This window comes from Sulfuritalea hydrogenivorans sk43H (genome assembly GCF_000828635.1).
Classification (GTDB): domain Bacteria; phylum Pseudomonadota; class Gammaproteobacteria; order Burkholderiales; family Rhodocyclaceae; genus Sulfuritalea; species Sulfuritalea hydrogenivorans.
This window is the reverse complement of the sequence record NZ_AP012547.1, coordinates 2,004,550-2,017,993: the sequence shown is the minus strand read 5'-3', so window position 1 is coordinate 2,017,993 and position 13,444 is coordinate 2,004,550. Positions and strand designations below refer to the sequence as shown.

Here is a 13,444-nt window from a genome sequence, read left to right as displayed (position 1 = left end):
GCCTTGCCCAACAGGAGTCGAAACATGGCCGGAAACCCCGAAATCACCAGCATGGCGCTGTTCTGCGACTTCGAGAACGTCGCCCTCGGCGTGCGCGATGCCAAGTACGCGCAGTTCGACATCAAGAAGGTGCTCGAACGCCTGCTGCTGAAGGGCAGCATCGTGGTCAAGAAGGCCTACTGCGACTGGGCGCGCTACAAGGAATTCAAGGCGCCGATGCACGAAGCCGCCTTTGAACTGATCGAGATTCCGCACGTGCGCCAGTCGGGCAAGAACTCGGCAGACATCCGCATGGTGGTGGATGCCCTCGACCTCTGCTACACCAAGTCGCACGTCGATACCTTCGTCATCATCAGCGGCGATTCGGATTTTTCACCGCTGGTGTCGAAACTGCGCGAGAACAACAAGCGCGTGATCGGCGTCGGCGTCAAGGCGGCCACGTCCGATTTGCTGGCCGCGAATTGCGATGAGTTCATTTTCTACGACGACCTGGTGCGGGAACTGCCGGCCAAGAAGCCACGCGGCGAGCGCAAGACCCCTGCCAAACAGACTGCGGCCAAGCCGAAGCCCGAGGAAAAGGCCGAGGACCCGAAACGGCAGGAGGCCATCGACCTCATCGTCGAGACCGTCGAGGCGCTGGTCGCCGAGCGCGGCGAGGACGAGAAAATCTGGGGCTCGATGGTCAAGCAGACATTGAAGCGGCGCAAGCCCGGTTTCAGCGAGTCCTACTACGGCTATCGTTCCTTCGGCGAATTGCTGGAAGACGCCATGAAACACAAACTGCTGATCCTCGAACGCGACGAAAAGTCGGGCCAGCACATCATCCGCCTGTCCGCCGAAGACTGATTCGTGAGCGGCACCCCGGAAATCCGCCCGGAGCAGTCGCTCGAACTGCTCAAGGAACTGCACATCCTGACCCGCGACGGCAAGCTCAACCAGGACAGCCGGCGCAAGCTGAAACAGGTATACCACCTCTACCAGTTCATCGAGCCGCTGCTGGCGGAGATCATGACCGAACGCGGCGACCTGGCGCTGGTCGATCACGGCGCCGGCAAGTCCTACCTCGGGTTCATCCTCTACGACCTGTTCCTCAAGAGCAGGACTACCGGCCACGTCTACGGCATCGAGACGCGCGCCGAACTCGTCGACAAATCACGCGAACTGGCGCAGCGGCTGGGCTTCGCCCGCATGTCCTTCCTCAACCTGTCGGTCGAGGAATCGATCCAGTCACCACAACTGCCGCAGCGCATTGACATTGTCACCGCGCTGCATGCCTGCGATACGGCGACCGATGACGCCATCCGCTTCGCGCTGCACAAGCAGGCGCAGTTCATCGTCCTCGCACCTTGCTGCCAGGCCGAGGTCGCAGCCGTGATGCGGCGGCACAAGAACGAATCCCTGGCCAAAACAGCCTTGTCCGAAATCTGGCGCCACCCGATCCATACCCGCGAATTCGGCAGCCAGATCACCAATGTGCTGCGCTGCCTGCTGCTTGAAGCGCACGGCTACCAGCTCAGCGTTACCGAACTGGTGGGCTGGGAGCATTCGATGAAGAACGAACTGATCATTGCCCGCTTCGCCAACGCGCCGCGCGGCAATGCGCGCGAACGCCTGGAGCAGATACTGCACGAACTGAATCTGGACGACTTGAAGGCGCGCTTTCTTTACTGAAGAAAGTCGGCGCCGGCGATGCGGCGAATTTGTCGTGCGTCGGGCTTACGCTGACTTGCCGTGGCGCGCCAGCAGCCGGGCGCTGGCAAACAGGATCACGCAAACCGTTGCGCTGATGGTCGCTAGCGGCAGCAGCGTGCCGTCGTGGCTCGCGCCGACCCACGTGCCCGCCAGCAAGGCGGCAAACATCGTGATGCAGCCGAACAGTCCCGCAGCCGCGCCGGCTTGCTGGTGAAACGGGGCCAGCGAACCCGACTGGGTGCAGGGGAAGTTGAGGCCGTGGGCCATCATCACGACAAACTGCGCAGCAACCACCAGCGCCCAATGGCGAACATCAGCCAGCACCAGACCGAGGAAGCCCAACCCGCCGACCAGTCCGATCGTCGTGCCCAGCGCCAGAACCCGGTCGATCCCGATCTTTCCCAGCAGGCGGCGGCAGATCAGGGTGCCGCCCAGGTAGCCGCAGACGCCGAAGGCGAAAAGGTAGCCGTAATATTGCGTCGGCACGCCGAGGACGCGGATCAGGACAAAAGGCGTGCCGGAAATGAAGACAAAGATCGCGGCATAGGAAATCGCACCGGGCAGGGCATAGGCCCAGAAGGCCGGCGTGCGGATCACGCCGAGATAGGTGCTGAACAGATTGTCGAGGCGCATGGCATCGGGATTCGGCTTGGTGTTGGATTCCTTCATGCTGCGCCAGGCGGCAATCCAGACCATCGTTCCCGCGATGGCCAAAGTCACAAAAGCCGCGCGCCAGCCGAACGCCACCTGCAGGTAGCCGCCGAGGATGGGGCCGAGGATGGGCGCCAGGGACAGCATGGAACTGGCCTTGGCCAGCACCCGCGCACCTTCGGCGGGTGAATAAGCATCGCGGATGATCGCGCGCGCCACCACCACTGCCGTGCAGCAGCCGATCGCCTGGACAAAGCGTGCCGCCACCAGCCAGTCGAGGCTAGATGCCAGCGCGCAGGCCACCCCGGAGAGCAGGTACACCGACAATCCACCGATCAGCACCGGTCGTCGACCGTAGCGATCGGACAGGGGGCCGCTGATGAGTTGCGCCGATCCGAAGCCGAAGACGAACAGCGACAGCGTCTGCTGTACCGCCGCGGGTGTGACGGCAAAGTCGCTGGCCAGACTGGGCAGCGAAGACAGATAGAGATCGGTCGATAGCGGCTGCAACATCAGGCAGCCGGTCACCAGCCAGAGCAAGGTGGTGGGTGTCATGGCGGGGCGAGGCAGCGGCTCAGCCGCGTTTGTCGCGCATCACGCGCGCCTTTTCGCGCACCCAGTCGCGGTCCTTCTCGGCGTCGCGCTTGTCGTGCTGCTTCTTGCCCTTGGCCAGGCCGACCGACAGTTTGACCCGGCCCTTGCTGTAATGCAGGTCGAGCGGTACCAGGGTATAGCCGGCACGTTCCACCTTGCCGATCAGCTTGCTGATTTCGGCTGCGTTCAGGAGCAATTTACGCGTACGCACCGGGTCAGGATGAACGTGGGTCGAGGCCGAAAGCAGCGGTGTGATGTGGGCACCGATCAGGAATACCTCGCCGCGTTTGAGCACCACATAGGCTTCCTTGATCTGGGCGCGCCCGGCCCGGATTGCCTTCACTTCCCAGCCTTCGAGCACCAGACCGGCCTCGTAGCGCTCTTCGATGAAGTAATCGTGGAATGCCTTCTTGTTGTCGGCGATGCTCATGGGACGGCGCGATAAAATGCGGCATTCTACTTCACCCCGTCTACCGGGCTTTGCGATGGCTCTGGTCGAAAAATCCGTACTGATCGAACGCACGCCGCAGCAGATGTTCGTGCTGGTGGATCGAGTCGAGGACTATCCCGCTTTCCTGCCCTGGTGCGGCGGTACCGAACTGCATGAGCGCACCCCGACGCTGACTGCCGCGACATTGCACATCAATTACCATGGGCTCAAATCGCATTTCTCGACCGAGAATGTCAAGGAAGAGCCGCGCTTGATGGATATCCGCCTGACCGACGGCCCCTTTGCGCACATGGACGGCCATTGGCGCTTCACGCCCCTCGGCGAGACGGCCTGCAAGGTAGAATTCCGCCTTCACTATGAATTTTCCAGCCAGTTGCTGGAAAAGGCGCTGGGCCCGGTGTTCAGCCACATCGCCAATACTTTCGTCGATTCCTTTGTCAAAAGGGCACAGAAAATTTATGGCTGAAACCATCCACGTTGAAGTTGTCTATGCCAAACCGGAGCGACAGGAGATCGCCAGCCTCAGCCTGCCGGAAGGCAGTACGGTCGGGCAGGCGATCGAGGCCTCGGGGTTGCTTGCCAAACATCCCGAAATCGATCTGGCGAAGAACAAGCTCGGGATTTACGCGAAGCTGGCCAAGCCGGATACCGCCCTGCGCGACCGCGACCGGGTGGAAATCTACCGGCCGCTGATCGCCGACCCCAAGGAAGTCCGCAAACAACGGGCCGCCGAGGGGAAAGTCATGAAAAAAGGCGGCGGCGACAGCGTCGAAGCCTGATCATCGGGCGACGATCGGCGAATAGTCGGCGCTGACGAGACGGCGAAAGAGGGCCTCCGCTCTCGCGTATAATGCGTTTTTGGAACCAAGGAATTTCACTATGCGACTGCTCCAGAAGGCGCTGACGTTTGACGACGTCCTCCTGGTACCCGCCCACTCGGCGATCCTCCCCCGCGACGTCAGCCTCGCCACCCGCCTCACCCGCAAGATCCAGTTGAACCTGCCGCTGCTCTCCGCCGCCATGGACACGGTGACGGAAGCGCGCCTCGCCATTGCCTTGGCGCAAGAAGGCGGCATCGGCATCGTGCACAAGAACCTGAACCCCAAGGCACAGGCTGCCGAAGTGGCCAAGGTCAAGCGCTTCGAGTCCGGCGTGCTGAAAGACCCGATCACCATCCCCCCCACCATGACGGTGCGCGAAGTGCTGGCGCTGACACGCAGTTATCGGATTTCCGGACTGCCGGTGGTGGATAACGGCGTGGTCGTCGGCATCGTCACCAACCGCGACACGCGCTTCGAGACCAATCTCGATCAGGCGGTACGGGCCATCATGACGCCCCGCGAACGCCTCGTCACGGTCACCGAAGGAACGTCGGCCGAAGAAGCCAAGGCGCTGATGCACAAGCATCGCCTGGAGCGGGTGCTGGTGGTCAATGCAGCCTTCCAGTTGCGCGGCCTGGTGACCGTCAAGGACATCCTCAAATCCAACGAACACCCGTTTGCCTGCAAGGACGAGCAAGGGCACCTGCGCGTAGGTGCCGCGATCGGCGTCGGCGAGGGCACCGAGGAGCGCGCCGCATTGCTGGCAGAAGCCGGCGTCGATGTGATCGTGGTCGATACCGCCCACGGCCATTCCGAAGGCGTGCTGAAGCGCGTGCAGTGGGTCAAGAAGAACTTCCCGCAAGTCGAGGTCATCGGCGGCAACATCGCCACCGCGAACGCGGCCAAGGCGCTGGTCGATCACGGCGCCGACGGCGTCAAGGTCGGCATCGGCCCCGGCTCGATCTGCACCACGCGCATCGTCGCCGGCGTCGGCGTGCCGCAGATCACGGCGGTGGACATGGTTGCCAACGCCCTGGCAGCCAGCGGTGTGCCGCTGGTCGCCGACGGCGGCATTCGCTACTCGGGCGACATTTCCAAAGCCATCGCCGCCGGCGCCAATGCGGTCATGCTCGGCGGCCTGTTCGCCGGTACCGAGGAGGCGCCGGGCGAAACCGTGTTGTATCAGGGCCGTTCCTACAAGGCCTACCGCGGCATGGGCAGCCTCGGCGCGATGAAGGATGGCGCGGCAGATCGCTACTTCCAGGATTCCGACGCCAATGTCGAAAAGCTGGTGCCGGAAGGCATCGAAGGCCGCGTGCCCTACAAGGGGCCGGTGACCGCCGTGATCCATCAGTTGATGGGCGGCCTGCGATCCTCGATGGGCTATGTCGGCTGCGCCACGATCGACGAGATGCGGGCTAGGGCGGAATTCGTCGAAATTACGTCCGCCGGCATCCGCGAGTCGCATGTGCATGACGTGCAGATCACCAAGGAAGCACCGAACTACCATATCGATTGATCCCGTTTCCGACAACAAAGGCGGCTGCGGCCGCCTTTGTCATTTCATAGGCTCCTGCCATGGCTCATCAGAAAATCCTCATCCTCGACTTCGGCTCCCAGGTCGCACAACTCATTGCCCGCCGCGTGCGCGAACAGCAGGTGTATTGCGAACTGCATCCATTCGACGTCTCTGCCGATTTCATCCGTGACTTCAATCCGCAGGGCATCATTCTTTCCGGCGGACCAAACTCGGTTTACGAGGCCGAGGAATGGAAGGCGCCGCAGGTCGTGTTCGAACTCGGCGTACCGGTGCTCGGTGTCTGTTACGGCATGCAGACCATGGCGGCACAACTCGGCGGCAAGGTCGAGAACAGCCACAAGCGCGAATTCGGCTATGCGGAAATGCGCGCGCAGGGCCATTCGAAGCTGCTCGAAGGCATCCAGGATCGCACCAACGAACAAGGTCATGGACTGCTCGAAGTCTGGATGAGCCACGGCGACAAGGTGACAGAACTGCCGCCTGGCTTCAAGATCATCGGCAGCAACGAATCCACCCCGATTGCGGCCATGGCCGACGAAGCGCGCCGCTTCTATGCCGTGCAGTTCCATCCCGAAGTCACGCATACCCTGAAAGGGCGAGAGATCTATGCCCGCTTTGTGCGCGACATCTGCGGCTGTCGCGGCGACTGGAACATGCCCAACTACGTCGAAGAAGCGATCGCCAAGGTGCGCGAGCAGGTCGGCCAGGAAGAGGTGATCCTCGGCCTGTCCGGAGGCGTCGATTCCTCGGTGGTGGCCGCGCTCCTGCACCGCGCCATCGGCGACCAGTTGACCTGTGTCTTCGTCGACAACGGCCTGTTGCGCCTCAACGAGGGCGCGCAGGTGATGGACACCTTCGCCCGCAACCTTGGCGTCAAGGTGATCCACGTCGATGCGGTGGGCCAGTTCATGGGGCACCTGAAAGGCGTCAGCGATCCCGAGCAGAAGCGCAAGATCATCGGCCGCGAATTCGTCGAGGTGTTCCAGGCCGAGGCGCAGAAGCTGCCCAACGCCAAATGGCTCGCCCAGGGCACCATCTATCCCGACGTGATCGAATCGGCCGGCGGCAAGACCAAGAAGGCGCATGCGATCAAGAGCCACCACAACGTCGGTGGCCTGCCCGAGACGCTGAACCTCAAGCTGCTGGAGCCTCTGCGCGAACTGTTCAAGGACGAAGTGCGCGAGTTCGGCGTGGCGCTGGGCCTGCCGCACGAGATGGTGTATCGCCATCCCTTCCCCGGCCCCGGCCTCGGCGTGCGCATCCTCGGCGAAGTGAAGCAGGAATTCGCCGACCTGCTGCGTCGCGCCGATGCGATATTCATCGACGAACTGCGCGCGGCGGACTGGTACGACAAGACCAGCCAGGCCTTTGCCGTATTCCTGCCGGTGAAGAGCGTCGGCGTCATGGGCGACGGCCGCACCTACGAATATGTGGTGGCGCTGCGCGCAGTGCAGACTTCCGACTTCATGACCGCCAAATGGGCCGAACTCCCGCACGAATTGCTGGGGCGCGTCTCCAACCGCATCATCAACGAGGTGCGCGGCATCAACCGCGTGGTCTACGACATCTCGGGCAAGCCGCCGGCGACCATCGAGTGGGAATGATTCAGGGTCTTTCGGCAGCATTCGCCTACGTTCAAAAAATAGGCTTAATGACCTGAATTAAAACAAAATTGTCTTTCGCGGACGTTCGCCAGCATTCGGGGGTAGTCGAGTTCTCCTGACGGTATCGCTGACGGTATTGGCAGTTTTTGGGCCTCTCCGTAGCATCGATACCGTCAAGTCAAAACTGCCTCGCTGACGGTATCACAGCGAAAGACTTCCAGTATTGGTGCGGGTTTCCGGCCGAAATGGTGCGTTTTTCAGCTGACGGTATCAGTCGGCATTAATGGAGAACCACCATGCTTACGGACACCCAGCTCAAAAACATCAAAGCCACAGGAAAGCTGTTCAAGGTCGCAGACCGGGACGGGCTTTACATCGCAGTCACCAAGACGGGCCAGATATCCTTCAGGTACGACTATCGCTTGAACGGACGTCGTGAAACCATTGTTCTTGGTAAATACGGGCCGGAGGGGATCAGTCTTTCCGAAGCCCGAGAAAAGCTGATCGCTTCAAAAAAGGAAATCTTCGGGGGCAAGTCTCCTGCTCGTGAAAAGCAGCGATCGCTCCAGAAGACCAGGGCGGCCAAGACCTTTGGCGAATTCACTACGCTATGGCTCAACGAGTACAGCATGGCTGAAAGCACCAAGGCCATGCGCAAGGCCATCATCGATCGCGATATTGAGCCCCAATTTGGGAAATTCCTCCTCAAGGAGATCACGCCGGAGGATCTGAGAGCATTCTGCGAGAAGGTGAAAATCACTCGAAATGCACCTGCGACAGCGATCCACATTCGAGAGGTTGTCAGCCAGGTGTTCAGATTTGCAAGGGAACGGGGCCAGAAGGTTCCCAATCCTGCGGACGATGTGAAGGCATCGTCCATAGCGACATTCAAACCGAAGGACAGGGCTTTATCGCCGGATGAAATTCATTGGTTCTTCAAGGAACTTGAAGCGGTCCCGACCTTGCCAACGATCAGGCTGGCACTCAAGCTCATTCTTCTGACTCTGGTCAGAAAAGGCGAAATGCTTAACGCAACCTGGAATGAGGTCGACTTCGTCAATGCACGATGGACCATTCCTTCGGGGCGGATGAAGGCTCGCCGAACGCATGTTGTCTACCTGTCACAGCAGGCCATGGACATCATGATTGCCCTCAAAACGTGTGCTGGCGGTTCCGAATTTGTGTTGCCTTCTCGCTATGAGGGAGATAAAGGGATGTCGAACAACACCCTCAACCGAGTCATCATCGTTACGGCCGAGCAAGCTCGCAAGAAGGACATACCGTTGGAAGACTTCACCGTCCACGACCTTCGAAGAACTGGCTCAACACTTCTTCATGAAGCTGGCTTCAACACCGACTGGATTGAGAAGTGTCTGGCGCATGAGCAGCGGGGGGTCCGAGCTGTTTACAACAAGGCGGAGTACGCAGATCAGCGACGAGACATGCTCCAGCAATGGGCCAACATGGTTGACTCTTGGATCGCCGGTACGAATACGGTGATTCCTATTCTGGCCAAAGCTGCTTAACTGCTACTCAGTCTTGGGTCGAACTGGATTGCCTGGGCGATTGGGTCGGATGACTAGCCCCGGTACATTGAGAGCCTTTCGTCTTTCGGCAATCCAGTTTTCGACTTCTGAGAGTTCCCAAGCGACGCAGCGTGCAGTCAGGTAGACCCGCTTGGGAAAATTTCCGGCCTTTTCCAGTTCGTAGATGGTGGTATCTGCAAGGGGGATCAGCTTGCGCAGTTCTTCCCGGCGAATCAGTCTGCGCGATAGGATGTCGTCTTTCATTGTCGTTCCTCTAGGTTCGTGGAGCAACGCCAATTTCAGCAATTACCCGATGAGTGCGGATTTTGAAATCGAGCCAAAAAGGTCGCATTTCAAAATCGGTAGCTCTACTTTTGGCATAATTTTGTGCACGCTGAAGACCTTGAGTTACTTGTAACCCGCGAAATGCCCTTCGGCAAGCACAAGGGAACGCTGATCGCAGACCTGCCGGGGAACTATCTCAACTGGTTTGCCCGTGAGGGTTTCCCGCAAGGAGAGATCGGTCGCTTGTTGGCCCTGATGCAGGAGATGGATCACAACGGCCTGCGCACGCTGCTCACTCCGCTGAGGAAGCCCAAGGCATGAGCAACGACAGCATGCGCATAGACAAGTGGCTGTGGGTGGCGCGCTTCTTCAAGACGCGTAGCCTGGCGTCCGCGGCAATTGCCAGCCACAAGATTCGGTGCAATGGCGATCACGTCAAACCGGCTCGCGACCTTAAGGTTGGTGACGAACTCGAGATCACCATTAGCCAGACAGTATTCGTTGTCATCGTCCAAGGCATGGCGGAACAACGGAGGCCAGCTTCCGAGGCCCGCTTGCTCTACCAGGAGACGCCGGAAAGCGAAGCCATGCGACTGCGAGATCAGGAATTGAGAAAACTGGCACCGGTACCTGGATCGGACCTCAAGGGAAGGCCAACCAAGCGGGAAGGGCGGTTGATACGACGAATCGGAGGCTGACTACGCGCAGCAGTCTGCGAGTGAGGGATCTCCAGGGATTTGGTCAGCGCTAGCCTCGGCCGGTTGTTTTCGGCGATACAGTGCGCTGCGTTCCTGGAGCTTTGTCCAGATTGGACGCTTGTCTCTCTGGACGACACCGAGGATATGGCCATCCCGGATCACCAGTACATGGTCGCCACCCCAAGGGTTGAGGTAGGCGATTAGCGGCGTCGTCGCTCGGTAAAGGAAATCGACGCGTTGCCGGTGTAATCCAAGTCCAAGAGGCAGATCGATACCGACGTTGATATTCATTGGGCGCTACTGAAGGTGTCAGGCTGCTTCGAGATCCAGTGTCTCGATCTGTGTTGTAGCTTCATAGACCATGCGTACCGCACCGTCACCTTGGCGGACATGAAGCCAATAGCTTTGACCTGCCGGGAAAATCTTGATGATCTCGCCTGTGATGGACAATGGACCATCCGGGGTGACCATGCGGCAGCGGACATGGTCATCAATACGAAGTGCGGACATAGACCCTCCTGAGTATGAGTTACGAGCGGGTTACTTTAGGAGGGGTAGGGCCGGGTAATGATCTGAAACAGTCAGATCAAGCCCTGTCTGTTCCCACTTACACAAAAAAGCGGGGCATGGCTCGCACCATGCCCCGCCTTGTCGGAACGCCGATTAAAGGACGGCATCCTTCAGTTTCTTCAGGGGACGAACCTTGACCTTGACCGAGGCGGGCTTCGCCGGGAACCATTGCTCCAAGCCGGTGAAGGGGTTCTTGCCAAAGCGCTTGGCCTTGGCCGGAACCTTCTGGGCCACCACTTTCAGGAGGCCGGGCAGGGTGAATTCGCCAATACCCTTCTTGTTCATCGAGGCTAGGGTGGTTGCTTCGAGCGCGGTCAGGACGGCTTTGACAGCCTTGGGCTCGACACCCGAGTTTTCGGCCAGGTGGGCAATCAGGGTGGTCTTGTTCAATGCAGCCTTGATTGGCTTCATTTCAGCCGGCTTGGCTGCCACAGGTTTAGCAGCAACAGGCTTCTTGGCGAGGGCTTTCGCCGCAACGGGTTTCTTGGCGGGGGCTTTGGCCTTGGCGGCCGGGGCTTTTTTGGTTGCCATGGTGACTCCTGGTAGATGAATAGAAAAATGCGGAACCCAAAATTCCGGCTGCTAGCGTACCGCCTGTATTACGGGCGACTTGCGTCTGACATGGGTGTGAAAATGGGCCAATTCTTCGGGAAGGAATACGTCACGGGTGGGGACAATGAGAGAGTCTGGTCGCGTTATCCGGGTTGGTAATTTTCTTCAAAAACCTGTCAGATCTGCCAGTTACATTCCGTTGAGCAACTGGATATTCTTACTCTAGGAAAATTTCAAAGTGTTCAACACATGTATCCAACCAATCTGTTTCGTGATGACGGAACACCCGCCTACACGATCTTTGTGAAAAGAAGAGCCTATGCCCCTCCCTGTATTGCCATAGATATCCCCGGGACACCTACTGGTCGGTATCAAAAGCGGGTCAGTATCGTCCTGAAGGATGTCGAACAGACATGGCTTCGTGCAGCCGATCTATGGATGGAAGGCTGTGGCCTGTCGACGAGGACTACGACAGGCCGACTTGCCTATGAATCATTTATGGCGGGACTCGACCCGTTTCTACTTCGATACGAAATACCAACCGTGGTCAAACGGGTCTTCCTGAATCCCTGATGCGCTAGACCACCGGAATGCCCAAAGCGGGTGCGGTCTCCGTAGTTGGGTTGATCATCTCCTTGATCACCGCCGACTCCTTTTCCTCTGCGGCAATCTCCGCACTTTCCTTCCTGCGGGCAGCCAGGATGGCTCGTGTAGCCAGGGTTCGTATTTGACCGGCCAAGCGAAGAATCTTCTTTTTCCACTGGTAGGCCTCTACCGCATATTGCGTGTCGTCGATCAGGCAGGCCAGCCATAAGGTGTCCATTGCGGCGATCAGTTGGTCGAACTCGCGGATGATGGCCAGGAAACGAATGGAGCGGGGCGAGGTGATCTGGATCTCAACCGTCCGTGCATTGGTATAGCCAATTCCTGTTTCGCATCCGCTGGCCTCGCTGAGTTCCTGCATTCGTTCGATTTCCTGACGAATCTCGGTTAGGGTCGAATTCAGCAGGTCATCCACCATGGCCTCAACGGCTTGAGCTTGATCTTCCGTGCCAATGAATCGCAGCACTACGGTCAAAGAGAACAGGCCGTTGGCGCACATGTCGTAACCGCGCTCAAAAATCTGTTGCGCATGCAGTGAATTGAGGACGGCCTTCTGTGTGATGAAGGGCCGGCTGTTGCTCAGCCGGACGGTTGGAATGCTCGATGAAAGCTTGTACGGACGTGTAGCCATGATGTTCTCCCGGTTGAAATAGCTTCGGGAGAGTAATCAGGGCATAGAGGGAACGGATTTTGAAATGCGTCCAAAAAGGGCGCATTTCAAACACCCACTGCAATCCACGACAGCCAGAATGCGCCCATCTCATGTCCTCCTTATGGCGGACACGGTGAAGGTAGCTGGCCTTCCGAAATAAACAGCATTCACTAACCCCGGCGGGGATACCCCGTCAGGTAATGACGGCCTTCCTGCCAATTTCAACTTTTGTCAGGAGGTAGTCATGGCATCACTAAACAGAGTCACCCTCATCGGCAACTTGGGTGCCGACCCTGAGGTTCGTTACACGCAGAACCGCGAAGCGATCGCAACGATTCGGATCGCAACGACGGAGACGTACAAGGACAAGTCGTCCGGTGAAAAGAAGGAAATCACCGAGTGGCACCGTGTCGTCTTTTTTGGTCGCACGGCGGAGGTCGTCGGCGAGTACCTGAAGAAGGGCTCGCCCGTCTACGTCGAAGGTCGCATCCAGACCCGCAAATGGCAGGACAAAGAGGGTCAGGATCGCTATGTCGTCGAGATTCTCGCCAGCGAGATGAAGATGCTCGGCACTCGTCCAGCGGATGACGATGCGCCCGATGCAGGCAAAGGCAAGCGTACCGGCAACGGTAAAGGCAAGCCTGCAGCCGCTTCGGGACCGGCATTCGAGGATGTACCCGACATCGAGCCGTTCTGAGTCGCACGTTTCTTGTTTCCCCACCGGGAGGTCTTCCTCCCTTGGGGGACAGGCCTCCATCACTTTTGGAGGTTTGTTCATGGAGCGCGTCATTCTTGTCCTGGCCATGCTGGCAGGGCTGCATCTGATCCTTTCGTTTCTTCGGTTTGCGCTGGAAGCCATTCGTGGCTCATTCCTGCGTGTTCCCCTCCATGCCAAGGTCGAGGAGGTGGTGGCTGAAGTAGATGATGTACCCGCCGAGGAACCGGTAACGGATTGGCGGCAGTACGAGGTACCGGCGTATCTGCGTCGGAACGGAATCGGCAACGATTCCGGCAACACGGCAAAGGCTTCCTTCGAAGTCATCGCCTGAAGTTTCAACCCCAGCGGGGGCATCGCCTCCGCAAGGGGAGGGGTGCCCCCTTTTTTTACTTCAGGAGGCATCTAATGGAACTCGTTCTTCTCGCATGCTGCATTTCTGGCTGGATCATCAGCCGTCCGATCGTTCACGCGCTCGGTCTGTAATTCG

The 13,444-nt window shown here is 59.0% G+C and carries 18 protein-coding genes; 11 read left to right on the top strand and 7 right to left on the bottom strand.

From position 1 onward, the window contains the following. Positions 1 to 24 precede the first annotated feature (24 nt). On the top strand, positions 25 to 846 hold the full coding sequence (locus SUTH_RS09810) for an NYN domain-containing protein (RefSeq protein ID WP_041098921.1): 822 nt from the start codon (positions 25 to 27) through the stop codon (positions 844 to 846). Positions 847 to 849: 3 nt separating this feature from the next. Continuing rightward, entirely contained in the window at positions 850 to 1,671 is an 822-nt protein-coding gene (locus tag SUTH_RS09805) for a class I SAM-dependent methyltransferase (protein ID WP_041098919.1), read from the top strand. A gap of 45 nt (positions 1,672 to 1,716) precedes the next feature. On the opposite strand, the gene SUTH_RS09800 is transcribed toward SUTH_RS09805, so the two are convergent. Beyond that, positions 1,717 to 2,898 carry a multidrug effflux MFS transporter gene (locus tag SUTH_RS09800; protein ID WP_041098917.1) on the bottom strand — a complete coding sequence of 394 codons (1,182 nt, stop codon included), beginning with the start codon at positions 2,896 to 2,898 and terminating at the stop codon, positions 1,717 to 1,719. A gap of 19 nt (positions 2,899 to 2,917) precedes the next feature. Beyond that, positions 2,918 to 3,367: an SsrA-binding protein SmpB gene (gene smpB, locus SUTH_RS09795; protein WP_041098915.1), complete on the bottom strand. Its 450-nt coding sequence runs from the start codon at positions 3,365 to 3,367 to the stop codon at positions 2,918 to 2,920. A 55-nt stretch (positions 3,368 to 3,422) separates the two neighbouring features. On the opposite strand from smpB, the gene SUTH_RS09790 reads away from it, so the two are divergent. The 5 genes from SUTH_RS09790 (at position 3,423) to SUTH_RS09770 (ending at position 8,879) form a co-directional block, all read left to right on the top strand. Beyond that, the gene (locus SUTH_RS09790) at positions 3,423 to 3,854 is read left to right on the top strand and encodes a type II toxin-antitoxin system RatA family toxin (RefSeq protein WP_041098913.1); all 432 of its coding nucleotides are present in this window, start codon (positions 3,423 to 3,425) and stop codon (positions 3,852 to 3,854) included. Beyond that, a complete protein-coding gene (locus SUTH_RS09785; RefSeq protein ID WP_041098911.1) occupies positions 3,847 to 4,167 on the top strand; it encodes an RnfH family protein in 321 nt (106 codons plus the stop codon). Before SUTH_RS09790 ends, SUTH_RS09785 begins: the two co-directional genes overlap by 8 nt. A 100-nt stretch (positions 4,168 to 4,267) precedes the next feature. After that, the gene (gene guaB, locus SUTH_RS09780; protein WP_041098909.1) at positions 4,268 to 5,728 is read left to right on the top strand and encodes an IMP dehydrogenase; all 1,461 of its coding nucleotides are present in this window, start codon (positions 4,268 to 4,270) and stop codon (positions 5,726 to 5,728) included. A 59-nt stretch (positions 5,729 to 5,787) separates the two neighbouring features. Next, complete coding sequence (gene guaA, locus SUTH_RS09775; RefSeq protein WP_041098907.1) at positions 5,788 to 7,353, top strand: glutamine-hydrolyzing GMP synthase; 1,566 nt, start codon at positions 5,788 to 5,790, stop codon at positions 7,351 to 7,353. Positions 7,354 to 7,649: 296 nt separating this feature from the next. Next, positions 7,650 to 8,879 (top strand): tyrosine-type recombinase/integrase, encoded by a 1,230-nt coding sequence (locus SUTH_RS09770; RefSeq protein ID WP_041098906.1) that lies wholly within the window; start codon positions 7,650 to 7,652, stop codon positions 8,877 to 8,879. A gap of 3 nt (positions 8,880 to 8,882) precedes the next feature. On the opposite strand, the gene SUTH_RS09765 is transcribed toward SUTH_RS09770, so the two are convergent. After that, positions 8,883 to 9,143 (bottom strand): helix-turn-helix transcriptional regulator, encoded by a 261-nt coding sequence (locus SUTH_RS09765; protein ID WP_052473510.1) that lies wholly within the window; start codon positions 9,141 to 9,143, stop codon positions 8,883 to 8,885. 123 nt (positions 9,144 to 9,266) lie between these two features. Here SUTH_RS09765 and SUTH_RS09760 point away from each other — a divergent pair, with 123 nt between their 5' ends. Next, positions 9,267 to 9,485 (top strand): DUF3820 family protein, encoded by a 219-nt coding sequence (locus tag SUTH_RS09760; protein WP_041098904.1) that lies wholly within the window; start codon positions 9,267 to 9,269, stop codon positions 9,483 to 9,485. After that, positions 9,482 to 9,862: an RNA-binding S4 domain-containing protein gene (locus tag SUTH_RS09755; RefSeq protein WP_041098902.1), complete on the top strand. Its 381-nt coding sequence runs from the start codon at positions 9,482 to 9,484 to the stop codon at positions 9,860 to 9,862. Before SUTH_RS09760 ends, SUTH_RS09755 begins: the two co-directional genes overlap by 4 nt. Here SUTH_RS09755 and SUTH_RS19670 read toward each other — a convergent pair whose 3' ends face one another. The 4 genes from SUTH_RS19670 to SUTH_RS09745 all read right to left on the bottom strand — a co-directional run bounded on the left by SUTH_RS19670 (position 9,863) and on the right by SUTH_RS09745 (position 12,218). Beyond that, positions 9,863 to 10,153: a hypothetical protein gene (locus tag SUTH_RS19670; protein WP_171817349.1), complete on the bottom strand. Its 291-nt coding sequence runs from the start codon at positions 10,151 to 10,153 to the stop codon at positions 9,863 to 9,865. A gap of 18 nt (positions 10,154 to 10,171) precedes the next feature. Further along, positions 10,172 to 10,372, bottom strand: coding sequence for a hypothetical protein (locus SUTH_RS19420; RefSeq protein ID WP_148312906.1), 201 nt, complete (start codon positions 10,370 to 10,372; stop codon positions 10,172 to 10,174). 153 nt (positions 10,373 to 10,525) lie between these two features. Continuing rightward, positions 10,526 to 10,963 carry an HU family DNA-binding protein gene (locus SUTH_RS09750; protein WP_041098900.1) on the bottom strand — a complete coding sequence of 146 codons (438 nt, stop codon included), beginning with the start codon at positions 10,961 to 10,963 and terminating at the stop codon, positions 10,526 to 10,528. A 598-nt stretch (positions 10,964 to 11,561) separates the two neighbouring features. Next, complete coding sequence (locus SUTH_RS09745) at positions 11,562 to 12,218, bottom strand: hypothetical protein (RefSeq protein ID WP_041098898.1); 657 nt, start codon at positions 12,216 to 12,218, stop codon at positions 11,562 to 11,564. Positions 12,219 to 12,483: 265 nt separating this feature from the next. Here SUTH_RS09745 and ssb point away from each other — a divergent pair, with 265 nt between their 5' ends. Next, positions 12,484 to 12,936 (top strand): single-stranded DNA-binding protein, encoded by a 453-nt coding sequence (gene ssb / locus SUTH_RS09740; RefSeq protein WP_041098895.1) that lies wholly within the window; start codon positions 12,484 to 12,486, stop codon positions 12,934 to 12,936. Between the two features lie 79 nt (positions 12,937 to 13,015). Continuing rightward, entirely contained in the window at positions 13,016 to 13,288 is a 273-nt protein-coding gene (locus tag SUTH_RS09735) for a hypothetical protein (protein WP_041098893.1), read from the top strand. Positions 13,289 to 13,444: the final 156 nt, after the last annotated feature.